The sequence below is a fragment of the Glutamicibacter soli genome, assembly GCF_052322135.1.
In the GTDB taxonomy this organism is placed as follows: domain Bacteria; phylum Actinomycetota; class Actinomycetes; order Actinomycetales; family Micrococcaceae; genus Glutamicibacter; species Glutamicibacter soli.
In genome coordinates, this window is sequence record NZ_CM125969.1 from 1,628,247 (window position 1) to 1,651,598 (window position 23,352).

16 protein-coding genes and 1 pseudogene are annotated in these 23,352 nt (G+C 57.8%); 11 read left to right on the top strand and 6 right to left on the bottom strand.

Going from position 1 to position 23,352, the window contains the following annotated elements; translation table 11 throughout:
• Positions 1-11 precede the first annotated feature (11 nt).
• Positions 12-1,222, bottom strand: a protein-coding gene (locus tag ACTX90_RS07705) for an IS3 family transposase (protein WP_443443742.1) whose coding sequence is annotated in 2 segments (ribosomal slippage) — positions 12-976 and positions 976-1,222 — 1,212 coding nt in all. Because the reading frame shifts where the segments join, the coding sequence is not laid out codon by codon here.
• 565 nt (positions 1,223-1,787) lie between these two features.
• Between ACTX90_RS07705 and ACTX90_RS07710 the strand changes: the two genes are divergently transcribed.
• The 6 genes from ACTX90_RS07710 to mutM all read left to right on the top strand — a co-directional run bounded on the left by ACTX90_RS07710 (position 1,788) and on the right by mutM (position 7,689).
• A complete protein-coding gene (locus ACTX90_RS07710) occupies positions 1,788-3,461 on the top strand; it encodes a stealth family protein (protein ID WP_443443744.1) in 1,674 nt (557 codons plus the stop codon).
• Positions 3,462-3,522: 61 nt separating this feature from the next.
• Positions 3,523-5,136 (top strand): LicD family protein, encoded by a 1,614-nt coding sequence (locus ACTX90_RS07715; protein WP_053797950.1) that lies wholly within the window; start codon positions 3,523-3,525, stop codon positions 5,134-5,136.
• A 182-nt stretch (positions 5,137-5,318) separates the two neighbouring features.
• Positions 5,319-5,840, top strand: coding sequence for a YceD family protein (locus ACTX90_RS07720; RefSeq protein ID WP_082344730.1), 522 nt, complete (start codon positions 5,319-5,321; stop codon positions 5,838-5,840).
• 2 nt (positions 5,841-5,842) lie between these two features.
• Positions 5,843-6,046, top strand: coding sequence for a 50S ribosomal protein L32 (rpmF, locus tag ACTX90_RS07725; RefSeq protein WP_013348816.1), 204 nt, complete (start codon positions 5,843-5,845; stop codon positions 6,044-6,046).
• A 3-nt stretch (positions 6,047-6,049) separates the two neighbouring features.
• Positions 6,050-6,748 carry a ribonuclease III gene (gene rnc, locus ACTX90_RS07730; RefSeq protein WP_053797952.1) on the top strand — a complete coding sequence of 233 codons (699 nt, stop codon included), beginning with the start codon at positions 6,050-6,052 and terminating at the stop codon, positions 6,746-6,748.
• A gap of 11 nt (positions 6,749-6,759) precedes the next feature.
• Entirely contained in the window at positions 6,760-7,689 is a 930-nt protein-coding gene (gene mutM / locus ACTX90_RS07735; RefSeq protein WP_053797953.1) for a bifunctional DNA-formamidopyrimidine glycosylase/DNA-(apurinic or apyrimidinic site) lyase, read from the top strand.
• 3 nt (positions 7,690-7,692) lie between these two features.
• Here the strand turns inward: mutM and ACTX90_RS07740 are convergent, their stop codons facing one another.
• Positions 7,693-8,508, bottom strand: a complete 816-nt coding sequence (locus tag ACTX90_RS07740) for a serine hydrolase domain-containing protein (protein WP_443443747.1) — start codon at positions 8,506-8,508, stop codon at positions 7,693-7,695.
• Positions 8,509-8,659: 151 nt separating this feature from the next.
• Between ACTX90_RS07740 and smc the strand changes: the two genes are divergently transcribed.
• Complete coding sequence (gene smc, locus ACTX90_RS07745; RefSeq protein WP_443443749.1) at positions 8,660-12,235, top strand: chromosome segregation protein SMC; 3,576 nt, start codon at positions 8,660-8,662, stop codon at positions 12,233-12,235.
• A gap of 101 nt (positions 12,236-12,336) precedes the next feature.
• Here smc and ACTX90_RS07750 read toward each other — a convergent pair whose 3' ends face one another.
• Positions 12,337-13,575: an MFS transporter gene (locus tag ACTX90_RS07750; RefSeq protein WP_443443751.1), complete on the bottom strand. Its 1,239-nt coding sequence runs from the start codon at positions 13,573-13,575 to the stop codon at positions 12,337-12,339.
• A 167-nt stretch (positions 13,576-13,742) separates the two neighbouring features.
• Here ACTX90_RS07750 and ftsY point away from each other — a divergent pair, with 167 nt between their 5' ends.
• Positions 13,743-14,933 (top strand): signal recognition particle-docking protein FtsY, encoded by a 1,191-nt coding sequence (gene ftsY, locus ACTX90_RS07755; protein ID WP_443443753.1) that lies wholly within the window; start codon positions 13,743-13,745, stop codon positions 14,931-14,933.
• Positions 14,934-15,066: 133 nt separating this feature from the next.
• Positions 15,067-17,199: an acyltransferase family protein gene (locus ACTX90_RS07760; RefSeq protein ID WP_443443754.1), complete on the top strand. Its 2,133-nt coding sequence runs from the start codon at positions 15,067-15,069 to the stop codon at positions 17,197-17,199.
• A gap of 30 nt (positions 17,200-17,229) precedes the next feature.
• Here the strand turns inward: ACTX90_RS07760 and ACTX90_RS07765 are convergent, their stop codons facing one another.
• The gene (locus tag ACTX90_RS07765; protein ID WP_443443756.1) at positions 17,230-17,880 is read right to left on the bottom strand and encodes a DNA-3-methyladenine glycosylase; all 651 of its coding nucleotides are present in this window, start codon (positions 17,878-17,880) and stop codon (positions 17,230-17,232) included.
• A gap of 126 nt (positions 17,881-18,006) precedes the next feature.
• Here ACTX90_RS07765 and ACTX90_RS07770 point away from each other — a divergent pair, with 126 nt between their 5' ends.
• Positions 18,007-18,651: a hypothetical protein gene (locus ACTX90_RS07770; protein WP_443443758.1), complete on the top strand. Its 645-nt coding sequence runs from the start codon at positions 18,007-18,009 to the stop codon at positions 18,649-18,651.
• 268 nt (positions 18,652-18,919) lie between these two features.
• The gene (locus ACTX90_RS07775; RefSeq protein WP_204677260.1) at positions 18,920-20,140 is read left to right on the top strand and encodes an ammonium transporter; all 1,221 of its coding nucleotides are present in this window, start codon (positions 18,920-18,922) and stop codon (positions 20,138-20,140) included.
• An 859-nt stretch (positions 20,141-20,999) separates the two neighbouring features.
• Here ACTX90_RS07775 and ACTX90_RS07780 read toward each other — a convergent pair.
• Together ACTX90_RS07780 and ACTX90_RS07785 are read right to left on the bottom strand one after the other, a co-directional pair.
• The gene (locus ACTX90_RS07780; RefSeq protein WP_443443760.1) at positions 21,000-21,929 is read right to left on the bottom strand and encodes a GT-D fold domain-containing glycosyltransferase; all 930 of its coding nucleotides are present in this window, start codon (positions 21,927-21,929) and stop codon (positions 21,000-21,002) included.
• 206 nt (positions 21,930-22,135) lie between these two features.
• A pseudogene (locus ACTX90_RS07785) lies at positions 22,136-23,175 on the bottom strand (IS110 family RNA-guided transposase); the annotation flags it as partial.
• Between the last annotated feature and the right edge of the window lie 177 nt (positions 23,176-23,352).

Consider the following 23,352-nt stretch of genomic DNA (forward strand, 5'->3'; position numbering starts at 1 on the left):
TCTAAATATTCTCAAGCCGCCAAAGCTAAAGAATGTCTTTCCTGGTACGAGTCCAGAACTGCCTGGGGGCTAAGCCCTCCATTAGCTGCATGCGGTCGTTTCCGGTTGTGCCAAACCTCGATGTATTCCATCACCGCGGTCCGCGCTGCCACCCTGCTGGTGAACGCTCGGTGATGGTACATTTCGTTCTTGATCGTCGAGAAGGTTAACTCGGCGATGGAATTATCCCAGCACACCCCGGTGCGCCCCATCGACTGCCGCACGCGGTGGGCAGCGCACCATGCCTGGAACGCGTTCGAGGTGTACTGCGTGCCCCGGTCCGAGTGGAACACGCTGCCAGGCTGGATAAAGCCCCGCGACGCGGCAAGCTCCATCGCGTCAATAACCAGCTGAGTTTGCATGTTCTCGCCCATTGACCAGCCCACGATCTGACGCGAATACAAATCGATGACCGTCGCTAAATACAACCAGCCTTCGCCGGTGCGCAGGTAGGTGATATCGCCAACCAGTTTCGCCCTAGGACGGCAAGACCGGAAGTCGCGCCGGCCGAGCTTATCGACCATGTGGTTCTTGATATGCGCCGTCCGGGCCTGGTGGTCACGTACTGTCGTGGTCTTGAACGCGCTCATCCGCTTGGCCTGGATTCCCAGGTCTTTCATGATCGAGAGCACCGTGGACTTCGGGATCTGTATGTTCTGGTTGTTGCGGAGCAGGTCCACCAATTGGCCGGCCCCAGCAACCTGGTTGGATGCTTCGAACTCGGTATGGACCAGTTCGGTGCGGCGCATGCGCAGTGCTTTGGCCTCGCTCAGCTCCTCGCAAGGGTTCAGCCACCTGTAATAGGATGCCCTGGATACCTGCAGTTTCTGGCACATCCAGTTCACCGGGTACTGGCCGGTATGGGCTTTGATGAAGGTGAAGATTGCGCTTATTTCTTGCTGTTCGAGGCGAAATAGGCGCTGACATCTTTTAAAAAGTCGTTCTCCCGTTTCACCTCCAGCAGTTCCTTGCGCAGCTTTTCGTATTGGGCCCATTCCACTGGTCCGCGTTCCTCGGTTTCCGCTTCGGGGTGCTCGGTGCGGTAAGCGCGGACCCAGTTGCCCAGGGTCCCTTCGTTGATGCCTAGAGAGGCTGCGACCTCGACCAGGCTCTTCTGGGAGGAGATCACTAGTTCGACTGCTTCGGCGCGGAACTCCGGGGTGAACTTCTGACGTTTGGACATGCACTCATTCTCCTACGAACGCGTGTCTCACAACACCATGGCAACTCAGTGGCATCGCTTTTATTACTTGAGCTATAGTAGTGGGTCGCAGTCATTTAGTCTTGAGTATTGCACCGCGGCGCTCATGCATGGGCGAATTGTTGACGCTATCCTAGTTAATGCCAGCGGCTGACGCCTTGCCGGACTGGATTTCCAGTTCGGCCACATGTACGTGAAGACAATCGAGCCCAAACGTTGAGATACCCGGACTTGGTAGGATTGAACGATCGAAAGGGTGAATCGATCGGTTGGTCAGTTGAGTACTGGGCGGAATCTGGATTGGCTTTCTAGTATCAACCTGCAATCAAATTTGAAGCCAGAAGGCGACCTGTATGCCTATAGATTGCTCACTGATGAATTCACTGGGATCGAGGTTACGTCCACGGCGTTCGCGTCGTAGGCGATCAGAAGGTACAACAGTGGATCTGTTCCGCGATGCAGGTGAGCTTGCTCGGTCCTACTGGAAAATCAATGAGATCTTTCAGTTGACAGCGACCGAAAGAATCCTCGGAAGCTAGGAGAAAAAGTGAACAACGGATCACCGAGTTCAGTGGCGTTTAAAGCCAAAGACACGCTAAAGCGCCTCATGCCAATGTCTGCGTACCGTAAGGTCCGCAGCACAGGGCTCCGTACGCAAAAGAAGCTAACGCGGGTTCGCCAGCGCGCGCTGCTGGAACTGAAACGAGACCGCCGTGCTGAATTCTCCTGCGATGTCGTGCAGGCGAATGGCCTGACCTGGAAGCTCGGTGGCCAGGAAATGCCGGCTGACCGGGCTAGCAGCAACTTCCAGCTGGTAACAAACGCCCTAGAAGCGGCAGGAATCTCCTGGTGGTATCTGGGCACCGGTAACTACCAAGCCGCGTTCATCGCCGTGAGCGCCGCAGATCGCGCCCAGGTACGCAGGGCTCTGTCCCAAATTGATTCCGGTGAACCACTGTATGTGCGATCCGGGACACATGGAACAGTTCTGCCGGCCAGCTCGCTGAGCAGCGAGCGACTATGGGATGACGAGGACGTGTTCAGTGTCTTCACCCCGCAACGTTTCAGAAACTCAACTCTGGCCTACGGCGCAGAGCGCGGCTGCCGGATAGAGTTCTGGGAATTCGGGCAGGGCGAGGAAGCCGGGCAAGTTATCGCTCCACGGGAGAACCGCGCCGCGCGTCTGCTCTCGGTGGCAGATGTTGAGCTGGTGCAGGTCGAGACCGTATTTGGAAACGTACCAACCCCTGTTGTGCTGACCGAACGCATGGTCGATGACATTACCTTCCCAATCGACGCGGTCTACACGTGGGTTGATGGGGATGATCCGAACTGGATCAACTCCAAGCGCCGGCGCGAGGCCGACCTATCGGGCGCCGAGTACCACGAGGAGGCCAACCACGAGGCGAGGTTCCGCTCCCGAGATGAACTGAAGTACTCGTTGCGTTCCCTGCAGATGTTTGCACCGTGGTTCCGCAAGATCTTTATCGTGACGGCCGGACAGGTACCAGTCTGGCTGGACACCAGCGATCCTCGGATTAAGATTGTTGACCACAAGGACATCTACCCGGAGGGCGATTGCCTTCCGACATTCAACAGCAACTCGATCATCTCTCGCCTGCACCATATTCCTGGACTGAGCGAGCACTACGTCTACATCAACGATGATGTTTTCTTCGGACGCGATCTGGGGCCGGAGCGGTTCTTCACCCCCACGGGCATAGCCAAGGTATCTCCATCAAATAACCGCCGACCCTTCGGAGAGGCGACTTTGCTGGACGAACCGCACTTCAACCTGACTCGTAACATCCGTCGGCTGCTGAAAGAACGCTTTGGCGTGACCGTATCGCGCGCCATCAAGCACACCCCACATCCGCAGCTGAAATCCGTGCATTTCGAAATGGAAGCGGAGTTCAAGAGCGAGTATGAGCAGACCTGGGCAAGCCCTTTCCGTGACCATCGGGACATCGTGGCCGATCAGTTGCATCACTACTATGCACAGATCATCGGACGGGCAATTCCTACGCGCCTGCGGTACCACTACATCAATATCCTTGATGACAAGTACCGTCTGACCATGGAGAACACACTCAGATTGCGCGATCGCGACACCTTCTGCATCAACGATGCGCCGGTGGCCGGAGCAACACCTATTGACGACGAATTCGTCACCGAATTCCTCGAGTCCTATTTCCCCGTGAAGTCGGATTTCGAGAAGTAGAGTGGATGGATTGGACACGAACGATGAGGCTTAGTGCCTACAGAGCTGCAAGGGCAAACTAATGGGCAACATTCTCAAATGGTTTTCGGATAAGGCCAAGAAATCGCGCGTAGGCAAGATTGACGCGTGGGATAAGGAATCCATACGCGGCACAATTTTTACTCCGATCGATCCAGAAAAGCCTGGGGCAGCGACACTGCTCATCAACGACATGCCAGTGGTAGAAAGGCCGATCTCCATTCAGGGCGACGGCCCCCTCGGCTTCAGCATCGGGATGTACGATGTCTGGCGTTTCGCCAGCAAGGAAGACCAGATCTCCGTTCGCTACGGAGATGAGACCTTGCCTCTTCCCGATGGCAGCTTGTTCTTCCATCCTCGGAGCAATGGCAAGGAGGATCTTGAGCAGCTGCGCCTTCGCTTCGCTTCAGGGCAGCATTTCGACAAGCGCGGACGGATCATCGCCGGGAAGCTGACCAAGGACCAGGACCACGCGTGGCAAGACGGGGTAATGACCCTGTATGCGGAAGTGGATAAGGTGATCCGCGAAGTGACCGGCTCGTCCTCATTCGTCTTCAGCGGCACTCTGCTGGGTTACGTGCGCGACAATGGATTCATTCCGCATGACAAGGACATGGACTGCGCCTATTTGAGCGCAAAGGACAGCGCAGCGGATGTGGCGGCAGAGTTCGCCTCTCTCGGGGAAGCGCTGATTGCGGCGGGGTACTCTGTCACGCCCAAGGCTTCTTGCATCTCGGTGCGCCGGCTGACCGGTTCGAAGGTCATGGTGGATATCGCGCACTTGTTCATTAGGCCGGACGGCAACGTCGGCTTCCCGTTCGGGCGCGTGGGCACGGAGGATGTGCCCGTCAGCGAGTTCTTGCCCGTAGGTGCCGGACAGCTAAGTGGCTACCCAGTAGGAGTTCCGGCCCGGCCCGAGCTCGTAGTTGAGCACATCTACGGGCAGGACTGGCGGATCCCGGACCCGGGGTTCAAATGGAGCGAGCGCCGCCGTAGCCGCGACCCGCAGCCGCTGCTTGACTACTCCCAGCGCACTCGCATCGCGATGGACGACCTGTATTCACGGCCCGAGACCACCGAGCCTTCCTCATTCGTTGGCTGGCTAGCCAGCACTGCGATGCTGCCCCGACTGGCCGTTGCATATGATTTGGGTTGCGGCAATGGGCGCGATCTGGGCACCCTGTCCACCCTCGCGGACCGAGTCACCGGCATTGAGCGCGGTACCTACGCTGTGGCGGCCGCACGCGAGCTTGCCTCTGATAACCCCGCAATTACCGTACGGCATGATGACTTGCTGGACGACGGGTTACTGGCCAGGCTCGCTGCTGAAGATGCAGCTGACGCACCCCGGCTGTTCTACGCCCGCTTCCTGCTCAACGGCCTGACACAAGCCGAACAGGAAACTTTGCTCGTGTCCCTGAGCGCGGCCCTGCGCCCTGGGGACCTGCTGGCTTTCGAGCACCGCACGACCGAAGATGAGCACCTGAAGAAGGCGCGTTTCCGCTCCTTCCGCCGTTTTATCGAGACTCAGGACTTCATTCGGCGTTTGAAGGACCTCGGCCTTGAGGTGTCCCATCACGAAGAAGGTACTGGACTTTCGCCTTTCGAGCGCGAGGATCCCCACGTGGTGAGAATCATCGCATACGTACCGAAATAAGGCCTTGCATCGGACGCTGGTTTGGTTAGAGATGCGCCCGTGGGTTAAGATGAGATGTCGGACTATGTTCTATAGGAGTCATCATTAGCGATAAGCGTTCTGATCGATCGTCACATGGCGAAGTCGATCGCAACTCGCCTTTGGTTCTATCAGCCAAGGAGCTCGGCCGTTCGCCTGGCTCGATGAAAATTCTTAGCGAGCAGGTTCCGGCACCCACGGATGTGGGAAATGCACTCATCGGTATTCGTGGAGGATCTGAGCTCGACTTAGATCTTCGCCTTGAAGCCGTACATGAGGGGATTCTGGTATCGGGTACCGCTACCGCACAGATTGCGGGGGAATGTGGACGTTGCCTGGAGCCCATCAAGTACGATTTCGCGGCTGATATTCAAGAGCTCTTCTACTATGAAGGCAGCGAAGAATTCGAAGACGATGATGAAGTGGATCAGTACTGGGTCGTTGGTGACTTGATTGACATCGACCCGGTAGTGCGGAGCGCAATTGGGACCGCACTGCCATTCCAGCCGGTTTGCCGGGAGGATTGTTTGGGTCTCTGCAGTGAATGCGGAGTGAATCTCAATGATGAACCCGAACATCACCATGAGGTACTGGACCCGCGTTGGGCAGCGCTTGCGCAGCTGGCCGACATTGCCGCAGAAGATGTGGCACCCGATAATACGTCAGACAAGAGAGAAGAGAAGTAGTCGTGGCTGTTCCAAAGCGGAAGATGTCCCGTGCGAATACTCGTGCACGCCGTTCTCAGTGGAAGGCTACCGCGCCTAACCTGGTTAAGACCGTTGAAAACGGTCGCGTAACTTACAGCCTGCCTCACCAGGCAAAGGTTGTCACCGACTCGGCCGGTACCGAGCTGTTCCTTGAGTACAAGGGTCGCAAGGTCGCAGACGTCTAAGACATGTCTTCAAAAGAAGAACTGATGAAGCGTCTCGGAATCGACATCGATTCCGAGACGCTTCGTCTTGCCCTGACCCATCGTTCGTATTCGTACGAGAACGGTGGAATACCAACCAACGAACGCGTCGAATTTCTTGGCGACTCCATCCTCGGTTTTTCGGTTGCCGAATACCTCTACAAGAAGTATCCGGACCTTCCCGAAGGCGACCTGGCCAAGCGCCGTGCCGCAATCGTCAGCACCCGTGCCTTGGCCATCATTGCCCGGGACCTCGGAGTAGGGGAGCACATCTTCCTCGGACGCGGTGAAGCTCAATCCAACGGTGCCAATAAGGCTTCAATCCTTGCAGACACCATGGAAGCCTTGATCGGCGCCACGTATCTGGATCAGGGAATGGATGCAGCTCGTGCGTTGGTCCTTCGGTTCGTGACGCCCTTGCTGGAAGACGTTCGCCTTCTTGGCGCGGCGACTGACTGGAAAACTGTCATCCAGGAAGAAGTCGCAGCCAAGAAACTTGGTGAGATGCGCTATCAAGTGACCGGATCCGGTCCTGACCATGCACGTACCTATGAAGCAACGCTTGTAATCTCTGACGAGCCTTATGGCAGCGGCCACGGCCCGTCGAAGAAGGAAGCGGAGCAGGAAGCTGCTCGCAACTCCTGGCTGCAACTGCACCCTGGCGAACAGATTCCCCGAAGCTAGGGTCGGTTTCATTGCCGGAATTACCTGAAGTTGAAGTAGTCCGTGTCGGACTGGACAAGTGGGTTCGGGGCCGCCGAATTGAATCGGTGCAGGTCCTGGACCCACGTTCGGTCCGCCGGCACCACGACGGCCCACTCGATTTCGAACATTCCCTGACTGGTTGCACAGTAAGTACCGTCGCCCGACGTGGAAAATTCCTGTGGATGGAGCTTGACGGACTCCCGGAGCCAGCTGCTTTGATGGCCCATCTCGGGATGAGCGGGCAGCTTCTCGTCGAAGAGCCTGCAGCTCCCGACGAAAAGCACCTCAAGGTTAGACTGACTCTCAGCGACATGCCTGACGCGCCCGCCGAGCTGCGATTCGTCGACCAGAGGATATTCGGCGGCATGTTCCTTTCGCCGCTAGCAGCAACCTCTGATGGCGGCCCTGGCGGTGCGGGCAGCATGAGCAAATTCATCCCGCAGGCCGCCGCCCATATTGCGCGAGACGTACTGGATCCGGTGCGAAGCGCGGAAGATCTCTATACCTCCCTGCGCAAAAAGACGACTCAGCTCAAACGCGCAATCCTTGACCAAGAAGTCATCTCGGGCGTTGGAAACATCTATGCCGACGAGGCGCTCTGGGCCGCCGGGCTTTCCGGCCTGCGAAACACTGCCACCATCCGCCGCTTCGAGGTAACGCTTCTGAATGAGGCGCTGATTGACGTGATGACCCGTGCGCTGGAAGCTGGCGGGACGAGCTTCGACTCGCTCTACGTCAACGTCAACGGCGCCAGCGGCTACTTCTCCCGATCCCTGAATGCCTATGGGAGAGAAGGGGAACCATGCCTTCGATGCCTAGAGGAAGGACGCCAGTCCTTGATCCGCCGCGACCCCTTCATGGGGCGGTCCTCTTACAGCTGCCCTGTATGCCAACCGCGGCCGCGGCGAATCCCCAGATAAGTTTTAGGCTGCGTAGGCCTTGAGCACACGCTCGTTATAGCCTGCCCACGCATCCGCCGCCCACGGTCCGAAATTGCGGTCTGTGAGGGTCACGCAGGCCAGACGGTCTACGGGATCCACCCAGAGGAACGTTCCCGATTGGCCGAAATGCCCAAAGGTCTGGGAAGGATGCGACGCTCCGGTCCAGTGCGGATTCTTCGAAGAACGAAGCTCGAATCCCAAACCCCAGTCATTCGGGTTCTGCCGTCCATACCCGGGCAGGATGCCAGCCAAGCCCTCAAAATGGACCCGGGTTGCATCGGACAGGGTCTCCGGAGAAACGAGTGTCGGGTTCAGGAGCTCGGCCGCGAACTTAGCAAGATCCGCCGCGCTGGACCGACCATCCTTTGCGCAGCTTCCCGCGATTTTGGTGGAATTCATGCCGAGCGGAGCGAAAACCGCCTCCTGCGCGTAGTCGGCAAAGTTGATTTCTGTTTCCTGCTGCAGGTGTTCGGCCAATTTTTCGAAACCGTAGTTAGAGTACCCGCGTTTGGCGCCCACCGCGAAACGGATGACATCTGAATCGAAGTCGTACCCGGCGGTATGAGCCAGCAAGTGGTGGACGGTAGATCCTTCAGGCCCGGCAGGATCTTCCAGGTTGATCGCTCCTTCTTCCAAGGCAATCAGGAACGCATAGGTGCTGAGCAACTTGGTGACCGAAGCCAAGGCATAGACCTTGTCAAGGTCGCCGTGCTGGCCAGCAATTGCTCCCCGCCCATCGATGACAACAGACACTGCGTTGTCCACCGGCCAGTTTTCGATCTCTGATAAGACGTCCACGAAATGATCTACCCCTCGTTTTTGCTGAGCTCAAGGGCGAGCAGAAACCGGTTTTCACTGAGTCGTTTCGATAGAATCATCTCGGAGAACATGGTCTGCGCGTCCATGACTAACACTATCGATATCGGGCCGAACTTAGGAATTTCACGCTGTGCATCTGAAGACTCTTACCGTTCGCGGATTCAAGTCTTTTGCTTCGGCGACCACTTTTGAGTTCGAGCCGGGCGTTACGGCTGTTGTCGGACCCAACGGTTCGGGCAAATCCAATGTCGTTGATGCCCTGTCCTGGGTTATGGGGGAGCAGGGGGCCAAAACGTTGCGCGGCGGCAAGATGGAAGATGTCATCTTTGCCGGAACGTCAGGGCGTCCGCCGCTGGGACGTGCCCATGTCTCACTCACCATCGACAATACCGATGGACAGCTTCCCATTGACTACGCCGAAGTGACCATTTCGCGAACCCTGTTCCGTGCAGGCGGCTCCGAATATGCAATCAACGGAAATTCGTGCAGATTACTGGACATCCAAGAACTGCTGTCCGACTCGGGGCTGGGCCGTGAAATGCATGTCATCGTCGGACAAGGCCAGCTGGACAGAATTCTCCATGCCACCGCCGAAGACCGGCGTGGCTTCATCGAGGAAGCCGCCGGGGTGCTCAAGCACCGGCGGCGCAAGGAAAAAACGCTGCGCAAGCTGCAGGCGATGCAAGGCAATTTGGACCGGCTGGAGGACCTGAACTCCGAAGTCCGCCGCCAGCTGGCACCCTTGGGCCGCCAGGCAAAGATTGCCCGCAGAGCGCAGACGGTGCAATTGGACGTACGTGATGCAAGGGCACGCCTGCTGGCCGATGATCTTGTGTCGCTGAACAACAAGCTGGCCCAGGACATCAACGACGAATCCAAGATCCAGGCGCAGCAACAGGACGTCGCCTCCCGGCTGGAACGCGTCCGCCGTCAGGTGGCAGAGCTTTCCGAGCGTGCCGAGATTCTCACCCCCAGGCTCGAAAAGATGCAAGGAACCTGGGTTGCGCTTACCACGCAAGCTGAGCGTTTTCGCTCGCTCACCGCGTTGGCACGTGAACGGGGGAAACTGCTCGAAAGTAATCAGACACATTTTGATTCCAGCCGTGATCCAGAACGTTTGGAAGCTCAAGCCGAGCGTCTGAACGAGGAACTCGAAGAACTCGTTGAAGCCGTCGAAGACCGCCACGAAATCCTCGCCGAAGCCATCGAAGCCAAGGAACACGCCGAAGAACAGTCGCGCGTAGAACAGCAGCGCATGGCTGCCATGCTGCGCGCAGCGGCGGATCGCCGCGAGGGGATGTCCCGCCTTGCATCGCAGGTGGCGTCGGCACGCAGCCGCGTTGACGTGACACGCGCGGAAATTTCCCGTCTGCAAGACACCGTCCAATCATTCGATGCCGATCTTGCTGCTGATGCGCGCTCACACGAAACGGTGAACGCTGAACTGGAAGAACGGCTCCTTGACGAGCGTCAGCTGAACGACGTCTTCGAAAATGCCGAAGCAGTCTTCACCCGTCTGTCAGAACAGCAGGGCCGGGATACCCAGCGAGAACGCGAACTGTCGGTCCGGATTTCCGGTCTTCGTGCGCGATTGGAGGCCTTGAAACTCAACGCGAAACCGGATGACCAATCCGCACATTTGCTCGAAGGTTCGCCGGACGTCCTCGCCGGCCGGCTCGGGGAGCTACTGGCCGTCAATGAAGGCTATGAACAAGCTGTAGCCGCCATCCTGCGCGACACGGCGGAGCACCTGGTGACTGAAAGCGCAGCTGACGCAATTGCCTTGATCCGGCAATTGTCACAGGAAGATTCCGCCAGTGCGTCCTTCGTCCATGCCGATGTCCCGAAGGTGTCCACCCCTGATCTTGGTGAGCTGGCCATTACGGCACGGGACATCGTGAGTTCAACCGAGAAGTTCTCAAATCTCTTGGACAACATCTTTGCCGATCACTATGTTGTCCCCGATCTCGGATCCGTCGAGCAGATACTCGCGGCGCATCCGGAAGCCAAGATCACCACGCTTGACGGCGTATCTTTTGCAGGGCTCCACAGCTCCATTGGAGACTCGGCTGGAGCATCGTTGATCGCCCAGCAGGCCTTGGTCGAGCAAACGTCAGCTGAGCTAACCCAAGCACAGGAGGAGCAAAAACAGCTGGAAGCACAAGTGGCGCAGCGCGCTCCGGTGCTGTCCGACGCGCAGCAGGCAAGGAACGATGCGTTGAGCCAGCTGGCTGAATCAGACGCTGCAATCGACGAGTTGTCCAATTACCTGGCCCGTCTGGGGCATAAGCTCCGTTCGGCGCAATCCGAGAAGGAGTCCTTGGAATCAAGGCTGGACGCGGCCGTTGAAAAACTCGAAATCGAACAAGAATCCTACGAGGAAATCAGCGAGCGCATGGAGATGGCTTCGACGGATTCGGAGGAGGAACCTGTTGACGATGCCGCCCGCGCTGCCTTGGCGGATGCCGCGGCGGCCGCCAGACAGCAAGAACTTGAAGCCAGGCTCGCGCTCAGGAGCAGCGAAGAGCGAGTTAACGCGTTGCGCTCCCGAGTCGACGGCTTGCGCCGCACCGCGGCTGCCGAGCGTACCCATCGGGAGGTGGCACTGCAGCGCGCCACCGAACGTAAAGCCCAAGCAGCGAAGGCCCAGCGCGTGGAACGCGCGTCCGAACGAGTGCTTCGATTCATTGAATTGTCGTTGACAATGGCCGGCCAGGAACGTGATGAACTCTCGGTCAAGAAATCTGAACTTGAAGAGCTATTGGGCAGCAACAGAACCGAGGCTGAGCAGCTTTCCGCTGAACTCGGCCGACTGGCCGATGCTGTGCATCGGGACGAAATACTCCGCGCCGAGCTGCGCATCAAAATCGAGAACCTTGAAACGAAATCTCTTGAAGAGCTGGGGTATACACCGGATCACTTGATCGCGAATTTCGGCCCGGATCAACTGATCCCCGAAGCTGCCGACCCTGATGACAAGTGGGCCGAACTTCGTGTCAACGTTGACGAGGACGGCAATGTCGTGGGCACGAAACCTTTCGACCGCGTGGAACAGGAAAAACGTCTCAAGAAGGCCGAGCGCGATCTTGCGGCGCTGGGCAAGGTCAACCCATTGGCTCTGGAAGAATTCGCGGCCCTGGAGGAGCGGCACAAATTCCTGGCCGGCCAGCTTGAGGACCTGAAGAAGTCGCGAGGGGACCTGCAACAGATCATCAAGGACGTGGATTCCCACGTGGAGCGTGTCTTCACCGAGGCCTACAACGACACCGCGGTGCAGTTCAGGCGCATCTTCGACCGGTTATTCCCCGGGGGAGAAGGGCAGCTGGTCCTCACCGATCCGGAAAACATGCTCACTACCGGCATCGAGGTTGAGGCGCGCCCGGCCGGCAAGAAGATCAAGCGGCTGTCGCTGCTATCCGGCGGTGAACGATCACTAACCGCAGTGGCATTGCTGGTGGCCATCTTCAAGGCGCGTCCTTCGCCTTTTTATGTCATGGACGAGGTGGAAGCCGCGCTCGATGACGTAAATCTGGGACGACTCATTACGATCTTCGAAGAGCTTCGGGAATCATCGCAGTTGATCGTGATCACGCACCAGAAGAAGACGATGGAAGTCGCGGATGCCTTGTACGGTGTAACCATGCGCGGAGACGGTGTCTCAACTGTGATTAGCCAGAAAATGGAGCGTCGGAGTTCCGACGCGTGACCATATTTTCCCGGGTTCGGTGAGGTACTGAAAGCAGTATCGGTGCCGGGAATTGAAGCTCGGTTCAAAGTAATTTCTTGCCCAAGGGTCAGAATTCAGGGCTATCGATCGTCGGTAGGAACTGGTTTCGTGGTCTGTGGCACCAGCAACCAAGCAATAACGCCGACCAAGCCCACTACAGCCGAGACGCTGAATGCCAGCTGGTAGCTCCAGAAGTCCGCCATGGCACCGGCAATCAGCGGCCCAATGATAGAACCCAGATCCTGGCACATTTGGAACCCAGCCAGGGCCTTTCCGCCGTTGCGGCCCGAGCCGATGACGTCTGCAACGGAAGCCTGCTGGGCTGGCCCCAAGGTTCCTGCGCCGAAGCCGGCGATCACTGAACAAATCACGAACCCGGCAAGCGACGTGAAGAAGCCCATCGCGCCGATGCTCACAATCAGTACGCTCATGCCAATCAGGACAGGGATTTTCCGTCCGATACGGTCGGTGAGCTTTCCAGAGAAGAGCAACGCGCAACCGTTGCCCACGGCGAAGATGGCCAAGGAGATTCCCGCGACGGACTGCCCCTGAGCTTGGCCAAAGACCGCAAGCGCGAACAACGGGATCATGCTGTTGCGCACTCCGAAAGCCAGCCACCCATAGCTGAACCCGGAAAACAGTGCTGCCCGGTAGGTGGGCGATCCCATGGCCTGGCGCATGGTGACAACTTCGATTGCAGTCGCAGCACTCACTGGATTCTTGGCCCGTTCGTCAAGATCCCGCCGACGGCCCAACGCCATGTAAACCACCATCGCAGCAATTACCAAGGCGATACCGTAAATCACGAAAGGAAGGCGCATCCCCAGCGGGGCCAAGACAGTGCCCAAAACCGGACCAGCCACATTGCCCAGCAGGAACGATCCCGCATACAAGCCGGAAATTCTGCCCCGGGACTCTTCGGGAGACAACCTGGCAATCAGCGCCATTGCGGAAATGGTGAACATCGTGGAGCCGAATCCTCCCAATCCCCGGGCCAGCAGGAGCTGAGTGTAGTCCTGCACTGCTGCGCAGAGCAGTGTCGAGACCGCGACGAGCAGCACGCCGGTGACGTAGATGCGAGGCTCGCCCAGCTTGCCCACGAGCACGCCCGCCACTGGGGCGAAGATCAACCGGGTGAAGGCAAAGATGCTGACAATCACGGTCGCCGCGGCTGCACCTACATCGAAACTCACCGCATACTGGGGGAGGACCGGTGCAATCAAGCCGAAGCCCAGCGCAATGATGAACGCCGCAACCAGCAGCACCCGTATTTCGGCCGGAATTGGAGGGCGAGCAGGAGCCTTCTGGGTAAATGCCATAATCATCGCCGCGACGCCAGGACGCTGCCTGCGGCGGTCAGCCTTTCTGTCAAGAACTAGTGGTCTGAGGACCACATGCCATTCTATGTCTTTCCCAGCAAAGTTGCCGGTAGACGGTTTGATCACTGAAGCCGGGAAAACGCCGAAGATATGAGACGATTTAGAACGTGACCGATTCGCTATTACTTACCATCATCATTGTCGCGGTCGTTGTAGTGGTGGGCATTGTTGCCACCGCCTTCGTAGCCAAGGGCCGCAAGCCTAAGACTCCATACACAACAGAGCGTGACGCTGACGACGTTCCCAGCGCCACCGTTGCTGGAGGCGAAACTGACACCCTCGAAGGCTCAGCCGCCACCACGGATGCAACCGAAGCGCCTGTTTCAGTCGTTGAGCCCGAGAACCCAAGTGCTCCAGCACTGGATGTTCCTGAACCAGTTCAAGGGCGCCTAGCCCGACTGCGCGCACGGCTGACCAAGTCCAACAACATGTTCTCCAAGGGCCTGCTGGTTCTGCTCAGCCAGGACTCCATCGACGAGGACGTCTGGGACGAGATCGAGGAAACCCTGCTGCTTGCAGACCTCGGCACCGAGCCGACGCTGGAACTTGTCGACGCGCTGCGCGAACGAGTGAAGGTAGAAGGCAGCCGCGACCCACAGCGGGTCAAGGCCATGCTCCGCGAAGAACTCCTCAAGTTGGTTGATCCAAGCCTCGATCGCTCCTACCTCCCCGAGCCGCATCCTGACCGCCCTAGCATCATCATGGTGGTTGGCGTCAACGGCGTCGGCAAGACCACGACCATCGGCAAGATGGCCCGCGTATTGGTAGCAGAGGACAAGGACGTGCTCCTTGGCGCTGCGGATACCTTCCGTGCCGCAGCTGCCGAGCAGCTTGCCACTTGGGGCGACCGAGTCGGCGTGCCGACGGTTCGGTCGGACATCGATGGAGCAGATCCTGCGTCTGTTGCGTTCGAAGCCGTGTCCGCTGGCATCGAGCAGGAAGTCGATATCGTCATGATCGACACCGCCGGTCGACTGCAGAACAAGGTCGGACTGATGGACGAGCTTGGCAAGATCAAGCGTGTCGTTGAAAAGAAGGCAACGGTTGACGAAGTGCTGCTGGTGCTGGATGCAACCACCGGCCAAAACGGCCTCGCACAGGCCAAGGTGTTCTCCGAGGTTGTCAATGTCTCCGGCATCGTGCTGACCAAGTTGGATGGCACCGCCAAGGGTGGAATCGTAGTCGCGATTCAGCGACAGCTCGGTGTGCCGGTGAAGCTCGTCGGATTGGGTGAAGGCCCTGATGACCTAGCTCCGTTCGACCCCGAAGCGTTCGTCGACGCGTTGCTTGGGGGCTAGTATTGGTTTCTGGCCAGTTGCTCTTGGATGTTCCAGGAGCAACTGGCCAGTGGCATGTCCAGCAACATGCCGGTGGCGGAAGCCCCGCAGAATTTTGAACTACCGTAGATAATCAAGGGAGAACGTTCTACCCGTGAGCAGCGCACAACCTATCGCTGGATTGTCAGCTCCAGGACGGAAAAAGTCAGTATTCCGTGCCGATATACAGGGCTTGCGAGCCCTGGCAGTCGGCGTGGTAGTCATCTACCACTTCTGGCCCAAAGTCCTGCCCGGGGGATTCATCGGCGTTGACGTTTTCTTCGTGATTTCCGGTTTCCTTATTACATCGCACCTGCTGACCAAGCCGCCGCGCAGGATACGGGATATCGGCCAATTCTGGATGCGCCGCGTTAAGCGGCTTCTCCCTGCGTCATTTCTGGTGATTCTCGTCAGCCTGTTTGGCGTGTGGCTTCTCGCGCCTGAAACACTCTGGCAAGACTGGGGTCTCCAAGCCGTAGCCTCCACGTTCTACTTCCAGAACTGGTTCCTCGCAACTTCAAAGGTTGACTATCTAGCTGAAGGGGACGCGCCAAGTCCGTTCCAACACTTCTGGTCGCTGTCTACCGAAGAACAGTTCTACCTGGTATGGCCGATTCTCATTGGTTTGCTTGTGCTTCTAGCTATCCGCTGGGGAAGGAAAACCCAGCCGGTCGCTCTTACCGGCATTGCGTTCATCTTCGCGGTGTCGTTGGGGTATTCGGTGTACGCTACCGCTACGGATCCAGGCATCGCCTATTTCTCGACCTTCACCCGTGGATGGGAATTCGCTGCTGGCGCTCTGGTAGCTGCCTTCGGTGCACGCGCCCATGCTCCTAAATCAGATGTGCTGAGCTCGATTGCCGCCTGGGTAGGGTTGGGAGCCATCGTCTTAAGCGCACTAACCTTTAATGGAGAAATGTCATTTCCCGGAGCAATCGCCTTGCTACCGGTAATGGGTACGGCACTCCTGCTTCTTGCGCATGCTACGCATCAAGCTTCGCCACAGCTGCTGCTCGGCAACAAACCTGTACGCTTTATTGGCGATATTTCCTACGCTATTTACCTCTGGCACTGGCCTCTGCTTGTTCTTTTGCCTTTTGCGGTTGCCGATTTCGGGGTCATAGAACGGCTTTTGACACTTGTGCTGACCGTACTGCTAGCGGCGTTGACACAGGTGCTGGTGGAGACGAGATTCCGCAAGTTTATTGACACATCACGGATCATGTCTGCTCCGAGATTCTTGATTGCTGGCTCTGCGACTCTGGCCATCATTGCCGGAGGGTTCTATACGGTGAGCGGTCAAATCATGGAGGATTCCATGGATATCACCGCTTCGATCGAACGTGTTGAAAAATATCTCGGCGAGGACTGTATCGGACCAAACGCCGTCACAGCGAATTGTTCGTCTGGCGAGGGGATTTCCGAGCAGTTCAAGGCTTTAGCGCCTGCCCCAGTAGTAGCTAAGACCGATAAGCCAAAGGTTTACGCCGACGATTGTTTTGCCTTAGAGGGCGAGGACTTTTCCAGAAAGCCTGTTTGTCATTATGGAAAAGGCGAAGTGAAGGTGGCTCTGATTGGAAATTCTCATGCTGGCCATTGGTTCCCAGCTGTTGAACCGATTGCTACGCGGCACGGTTGGTCGTTGGACACTTATCTAATCAGCCGATGCGCCGTTAATGGTGAACGCCAAAAGTTTGATACTGAAAGGCGAATCCAAAGCTGCGTGGACTATGACTCTTGGGTTCTGGAACAAGTAACAGCAAAAAAATATGATCTCATCATTACCTCAAGCCGTCAGTCTTTGCCTTTAGACGGATATACCTATGAGCAGGCTCTAGAACCGTCGCGGCGGGCGTTCGATTCAACGCTGGATTCGTGGACGGCAACCGGAGCGGAAGTCGTTGTGATCGCTGACACGCCATTCCCTGGAGCCACCGTCAAGAACGTTCCGGACTGCGCAGCAGAAAATATTAATCAGCTTTCGAAGTGTAGTGGTGCTAAGGCCAAATGGATGCCAGCAGATCCGTTGGCTGATGCAGCGAAAGCAACTTCAAATGACCGAGTAAACTTGGTCGATTTGAACGACTACCTTTGCAGTGATGGAACGTGCTATGGCGTCGTTGGAGGAATGATCACATTCTGGGACCAATCGCATTTGAGCAATACCTACGCACAGGCACTGAGCCCAATGCTGGAACAACAGTTGCAAGACAAGATTTCGACATTGGACCTTTTTGCGACTAAGTGATTCTCTGATCGAAGCTTGCGAATAATATGTTCAAGCCCGTGGCGCATTGCGCCCGGGCTTGAATGCTGAAACGGACTTGTTTCCCGAAATCCAGAATCTCCATGGGAACTGTGGACCGCCGGCAATACCCGCGACACCGACGCGGGGCCCGGAAGCAATGGCCGCAGGAACCCGAGTTCGCGTTTCCACGATGAACGGCGCAGCGAGAAGATCCAGTCCATCATGCTGCGGGCGGTTGACGCCCAGCGCCGCGGCAAGATTTCCCGGACCGCGCGCCAGATCGCGGTCCAAGAGCGTGGCCGGGTCGGTTCCAGATGGACGTTTGCGCAGCCTGCGTTCCCTAGCGAGCTCCCGTCCGTCGATGATCTCCCCGGAGCGGATCAGCACCCCGGAGGCGATGCCGGCAGGCGAACACACCAAATTCAGCGCGAAGTGCATTCCGTAACTGAAATAGACGTAAGCATGCCCCGGCCCCAGGAACATCGAGGCGTTGCGCTGCGTCTTGCGGTCCTTGGAATGGCTCCCGGGGTCATAGCGTCCGCTGCTTCCCATTCCCATGTAGGCCTCGACTTCGGTGATGCGCAGGCGAACGGTGCCTTCAGGGCTGCTTAAACCGATTACTGCTCCGAGGAGCCGCGGTGCGACCTCAAGCGCGTCCGCGGCGAAGAACTCACGATCCATGTCTCCAGTATTGCAGTGCGAACTTATTTTGTCGGTAATCAATGCCAAGATGATGACTGCCCGGCGACAGGGGGTTGCCGGGTACTTGCACTTGGATGATTGGGGGATTATCGTGAAGAAATCGCGATGTCCGTTGCCTCAGTAGTTGCGGCGCTTGTTTTGGCCGGCTGTGGAGTGTCCACCGAAGAACATGAGGCCGTGCAGGCTTCGGCTGCCGCGGTGACCGTTGAGAAGCAGGAGCTGGAAACCCAGCTGGCTGACACCACGACGAAGCTGACCGCGGCCCAGGCCGAGGCCGACGAGCTGCGCAGCGCAAATGACGAACGCGAAGCAGCGGAAAAGGCGGAGGCCGAGAAGAAGGCCAAGGAGAAGGCAGAGAAGGAAGCCAAGCAGAAAGCCGAAAAGGCCAAGGCCAACAAGGCCAAGAAGATCACCAGCCGTGAACTGGCGCAGATCGTGAAGAAGCCCAGCTCGCACCTGAACAAGAACGTGATTCTCTACGCGCGGGTCACCCAGTTCGACTCGGCCACCGGGCCATGCACCTTCCGCGCCAACGTCAGCCATGCACACGCCGGTAAGTACGATTACGAGCATAATACGATTTTCAACGCCGGCGACGGCCTGGCCAACTGCGACATCCTGGACGATGTCGTGGCCGAAGACATCGTCAAGGTCACCGTAACGGTGTCCGGTTCGCTGACCTACGACACCCAGGTCGGCGGTTCGACCACCGTACCCGAGATGCAGGTCGTGAAGATCACCCGCCTGTAGCGCACAGCAGTTCACCACACTACCGCGGCAGCCGTTCATCGGCTGCCGCGATTTTCGCATGGTGCGATTTTTGAAACGCATCGGTAACACGGCGGGAAACAGACCGTTACGCGCGGGCTCGCTTTGTCACGCATTCGAAACGAGCGGTGGAGGAAGGCGAAACATCGGTGGCCAAGAATTATGTATTGAGACGAACGCCGAGTAATCCGGTTAAGTCAACAGAAATTATTCACCGATACACCAAACACCGTGAGGGGATGTGGACTAGATGGAGCTGGATGTCGCCAGTCTTTGGATCTTGATCGCCGCAGCACTCGTTCTACTGATGACACCGGCGCTCGGGCTGTTCTATGGGGGAATGACCCGGGCCACCGGCGTGGTCAACATGATGCTCATGAGCTTCTCCGCGGCGGCCATCACCGCAATCGTCTGGGTGCTGTGGGGGTACTCGTTCTCCGCCGGCGAACCGGCCATCGCCGGAATCATTGGCAACCCGATCAGCGACTTCGCCCTGCACAATACCCCGGAGTCCGGTTTGCTGGCGGCGGGCTTCGCCGGAACCTTCGCCATGATCTCCGTGGCCATCATCTCCGGAGCCATCGCGGACCGTTCTCGCTTCGCCCCGTGGCTGATGTTCGTTCCCCTGTGGGTCACCCTGGTGTACGCGCCGGTCGCCTTCTGGGTTTGGGGCGGCGGCATGCTCTCCGCCGACGGGTTCCTGGGCAAGATCTTCGGCGAAGCCATCGACTTCGCCGGCGGCGCGGTAGTCCACACCAACGCCGGTGTGGCGGCCCTGGTCCTGGCGCTCAAGCTCGGCCAGCGCCACAACTTCCACGACCGCCCGCAGCCGCACAACACTCCGCTGGTGATGCTCGGCGCAGGACTGCTCTGGTTCGGCTGGTTCGGATTCAACGCCGGTGCCGCCACCACCATTGAGCAGGCCGGACTCATCTGGGTCAACACCCTGGCCGCCCCGGGTGCCGCGGTGCTGGGCTGGATCATGGTGGAGAAGCTGCGCGGAGCCCGCCCGAGTTCGCTGGGCGTCGCCTCCGGCCTGGTCTCCGGCCTGGTGGCCATCACCCCGTCGTGCGCTGACATCGCCCCGTGGGCCGCGATGCTGCTGGGCGTGCTGGCTGGCGCCGGCTCGGCCTGGGCCGTGAACCTCAAGTGGAAGCTGGGCTACGACGATTCGCTCGACGTGGTCGGCGTGCACCTGGTCTCCGGCGTCATCGGCACCCTGTTCCTCGGATTCTTCGCCATGCCGACCGCAGAAAGCGCTGGCGGCCTGTTCTACGGCGGCGGATTCGCCCAGCTGGTCTCCCAGTTCATGGCACTGCTGGTGGTCATAGTGTTCTCCGCGGCCATGACCTGGGTCATCGCAACGGTGATCGAGAAGATCAGCCCGTGGCGAGTCCCGGCCGACATTGAAATCGCCGGCATCGACGCCGCGGAACACAACGAAAGCGGGTACCAGCTAATGACCAAATAGCTGGAGTGTACCGCTGGATCACAGCCATCAAAAAGAGAGGGAACCAGGTCCTTGACCGCAAGGAACCGCACTAAATCACCGGTAGGGCATGTACCTGCCGGTGATTCTGTACATGGAAGAAACCTTGCAAGCAGCTGGTCGCCATATAGTCCAAACTGGTACCCGAAAAACACCACGTTAGATAACGGCTGCCCTCATCATCATAAGCGTTCGCAGGTTCCGAATCTGTCCAAACGGTGTTCCCGAGCACTCGGGTGGAGAGCCTTAAATTCAATCCGCCCCACCAGCGAATTGGTCGCGAATCACTGATGACGTGATGCAGCCGAAGATCAAACGGCCGGAGAGCCGTTGTACCATGCTGCCGTCATTCGTACACGACGGGTCCAAAAATTGGGATTTGCCCGGGAACAGTCTCCACCCGCCGTCCGCGTCGACCGTGATTGAGTTTTACAGCATCTTCATGGGCAGCAAGACAAAACTGCACATTAGCTACTACAAGTGAAGTTAAAGACAGGAAACCGACATTCCCATTAGCGAAATGGCAGAAGTGGCGGTTCACAATCCATCGGTGGAGTCAACTCCTCCGGGGGATCCAAAACCAGTCCGGCCTCAAACCAGCAACGAGCTTCTGGAGATCGGGTAGCCGATAGGTGGAAACACCATGTGGGTTTGCGACCATAGATTGCTTTGGAGAGTGAAGGCAAAACTTCTTCGACCACCGTTCGGATCTCGGTAACACGGAACGCCTCGATGACATTCGATGTGACATCGATGGAACAGTGTCAACTGACCATGTGGTGGAGCCGCAATCGATACGCTCAGTGCAAGCTTTGGAAGAGCGTTCTATTTTTGATCAATTTTACCGTGTGACGGGGATGTCCTCCGGGAACAGCCCTCCTTCGATGACGTTCTCGTAGCTCGAAGAGATATGGCCTATATCGAGGGCCTGTATCCCACGCCGGGCAAGCATGTCTGCTGCAACGGTTGCGGCAGGACCAAGTGAAATGAGTGCCAGGTCATTGCCTGCGTCCTCTATTTGCTGGACGATGCGTTCAATGTCGTTGTAAGCGTCGGTGGAGGTGGAGAATAGTTCGGTAGTCTTCCCGAGATTATTGAACAAGGCAGGGTGCAGGCCGAATCTGGAGCCTTCGCCAGTGACTATGGTTGCATCCCTGTTTTCCCATACGGAACGCCAAGCCGACACCGCTTCCCTGCCGTGAAGTTCAAAGAAGATGGGCCGCGTGATATGCGAATTAACGCATCGGTCAAGGTTGCTGGCAAGTGGTTCCACAAAGTTCCAAACTTCTGCGTACACGGTTGACCAGTGAGTGCCAAAAAAGGCATGAGGCATACCAACCAGGGTGTCATCTGAAGGGTTGGTTAGTACTTCGCGAAGTGACTCCATGAGGGCAGGACTGTTGCGGTGGAACTTGATGCTAAATTCGCTTCGATACATGAGCCTGAATTCACCGTCACCGAAACGAGCGAGGCTCTTACGCTCCTGAGAAATAGCGCGAACACTTTCAAGAAATCCAAGTTGCTTACTTTGCAGAAGATTAAATACCCGCTGCTGGACCGGAGCCATGACTGCCGCCCGAATGTTCTCGCTGACGTCGCGCAACTTCTTCGAATCTGAGCTAAGAGAGTTCAAAACTCTTAACATCTCTGAATGCTGCTTAGCCAGTTGATCATTTTGCTGGGTTAGGCGTTTGGCAATGACTTTCAGAGCACTCAACTCAGCCTCTCGGTAAGGGGGCAGTAGGTGGGAGATTTTCGACCTAAGCGACATTCGTGCGTCCTTTTCGGAGGCTAGACGTAACGGGTATGACGCAATTCGCGACATTCGAATCAATACTAATTCATTTGTTTCCCGCGAGCTGGTGAGAAGTTCGTTATAACCCCTGGAAGGAGTAATAATCCGAGACGGATGGCTTGCCATGAGGCGTGGAGAGTGAAGTGGGCCAAAGATTCTTGGGGGTGTCCCTATGTATTTTGTCAAGCAGCATCCACCACCGGAGCATCGTCAAGCGACCCGTCCCGGATCATCGCGAACAACACCGTCAGCCTGCGGTGGGCCAACGCGATGAGCGCCTGGTTATGACGTTTTCCCTGGGCCCAATTCCGGTCGTAATAGGCGCGGCTGGCAGGGTCGAAACGGATCGCAGCGAACGCCGAAAGGAACAACGCTCGCTTCAATCTCTTGTTGCCTTCAATGGCTGACGCGTTCGGACTTGATCGAGGTGCCCGACTGGCGGGTGACGGGCGCCAACCCAGCATAGGAAGCCAAGGCGGCGGCACTATCAAAGGTCTTGCCGGAGGTCTCGGCAATGAATACCGCAGTGGTCCTGACCGCAACCCCGGGCATGGACGTCAGGACCGGGCAAAGAGGGTGGGCCTCCACCATAGCTTCAAGATGCGTGGCCACGTCCGCCCGCTGAGCATGCAGAGCGATCAGCTGCCGGGCCAGATGGGGAGTGACCAGCCCGGCGGCCTCGGTGCCAACCACGACCACTGTTTGCTCATCCACGGCGTCCAGGATGGCGCCGGCCCAGGAGGTGTGCCGGCGGGCTCCGTGCTTTGTCAGCTTCGCATCGATCCTGGCCTTGCCGGCATGCTTCAACGCTGCTGGGATAGGCCAGGCGGCGAGGACTTCGAGCACCGCATCATGCTCCAGCCACGGACCCACCACCCGCTCAAGGCAGGGGTGGATTTGGGTGAATAGCCCGAGGATCCAGTTGCTGGTCTGGGTGATCTGGCGGGAGAGATCCAGGTCGAAGCCGGTGAGCATGCCCAAGGGCGGCTTCTTCCTCGTCCGAGACCTTCAGGCTGCGTAGCGTATGCGGCATGGTGCGGGCCGCGTCAGCGATGATGAACGAGTCCTTTTCGTCGGTTTTGGCCGTGCCCGGATACATGTCCGCGATGCGTCGCATGGTCAGCCCGGGCAGGTAGGCCACGGTGATGCCCAGGTGCTGGGCGACCGCGACGGCCAGGGCGCCGATGGTGGCTGGCTGATCCACGACTACTAGTACGGATCCTTTGACACTGCCTTGGCACCATGGGACTCCTCGTGCTCACCGGGCTCAACTGCTGGGGGCGCAGGCCTTCATCAGTTGGACACCTTCGAACAGCTGATATGTAGAAAATCTTGTCAAGAGGCATAGGGGTACTGATCCCGAACAATTTTCAGAAGCGTTCGGGATCAGTACCCCTTC

Bases quoted from the DNA above. Each gene is read 5' to 3' on its own strand.
- ACTX90_RS07715 (WP_053797950.1), top strand. From the start codon at position 3,523: ATGGGCAACATTCTCAAATGGTTTTCGGATAAGGCCAAGAAATCGCGC.
- ACTX90_RS07770 (WP_443443758.1), top strand. From the start codon at position 18,007: ATGTCCGTTGCCTCAGTAGTTGCGGCGCTTGTTTTGGCCGGCTGTGGA.
- ACTX90_RS07765 (WP_443443756.1), bottom strand. From the start codon at position 17,880: ATGGATCGTGAGTTCTTCGCCGCGGACGCGCTTGAGGTCGCACCGCGG.
- ACTX90_RS07780 (WP_443443760.1), bottom strand. From the start codon at position 21,929: ATGTCGCTTAGGTCGAAAATCTCCCACCTACTGCCCCCTTACCGAGAG.
- rnc (WP_053797952.1), top strand. From the start codon at position 6,050: ATGTCTTCAAAAGAAGAACTGATGAAGCGTCTCGGAATCGACATCGAT.
- ACTX90_RS07720 (WP_082344730.1), top strand. From the start codon at position 5,319: ATGAAAATTCTTAGCGAGCAGGTTCCGGCACCCACGGATGTGGGAAAT.
- ACTX90_RS07775 (WP_204677260.1), top strand. From the start codon at position 18,920: ATGGAGCTGGATGTCGCCAGTCTTTGGATCTTGATCGCCGCAGCACTC.
- ACTX90_RS07750 (WP_443443751.1), bottom strand. From the start codon at position 13,575: ATGGCATTTACCCAGAAGGCTCCTGCTCGCCCTCCAATTCCGGCCGAA.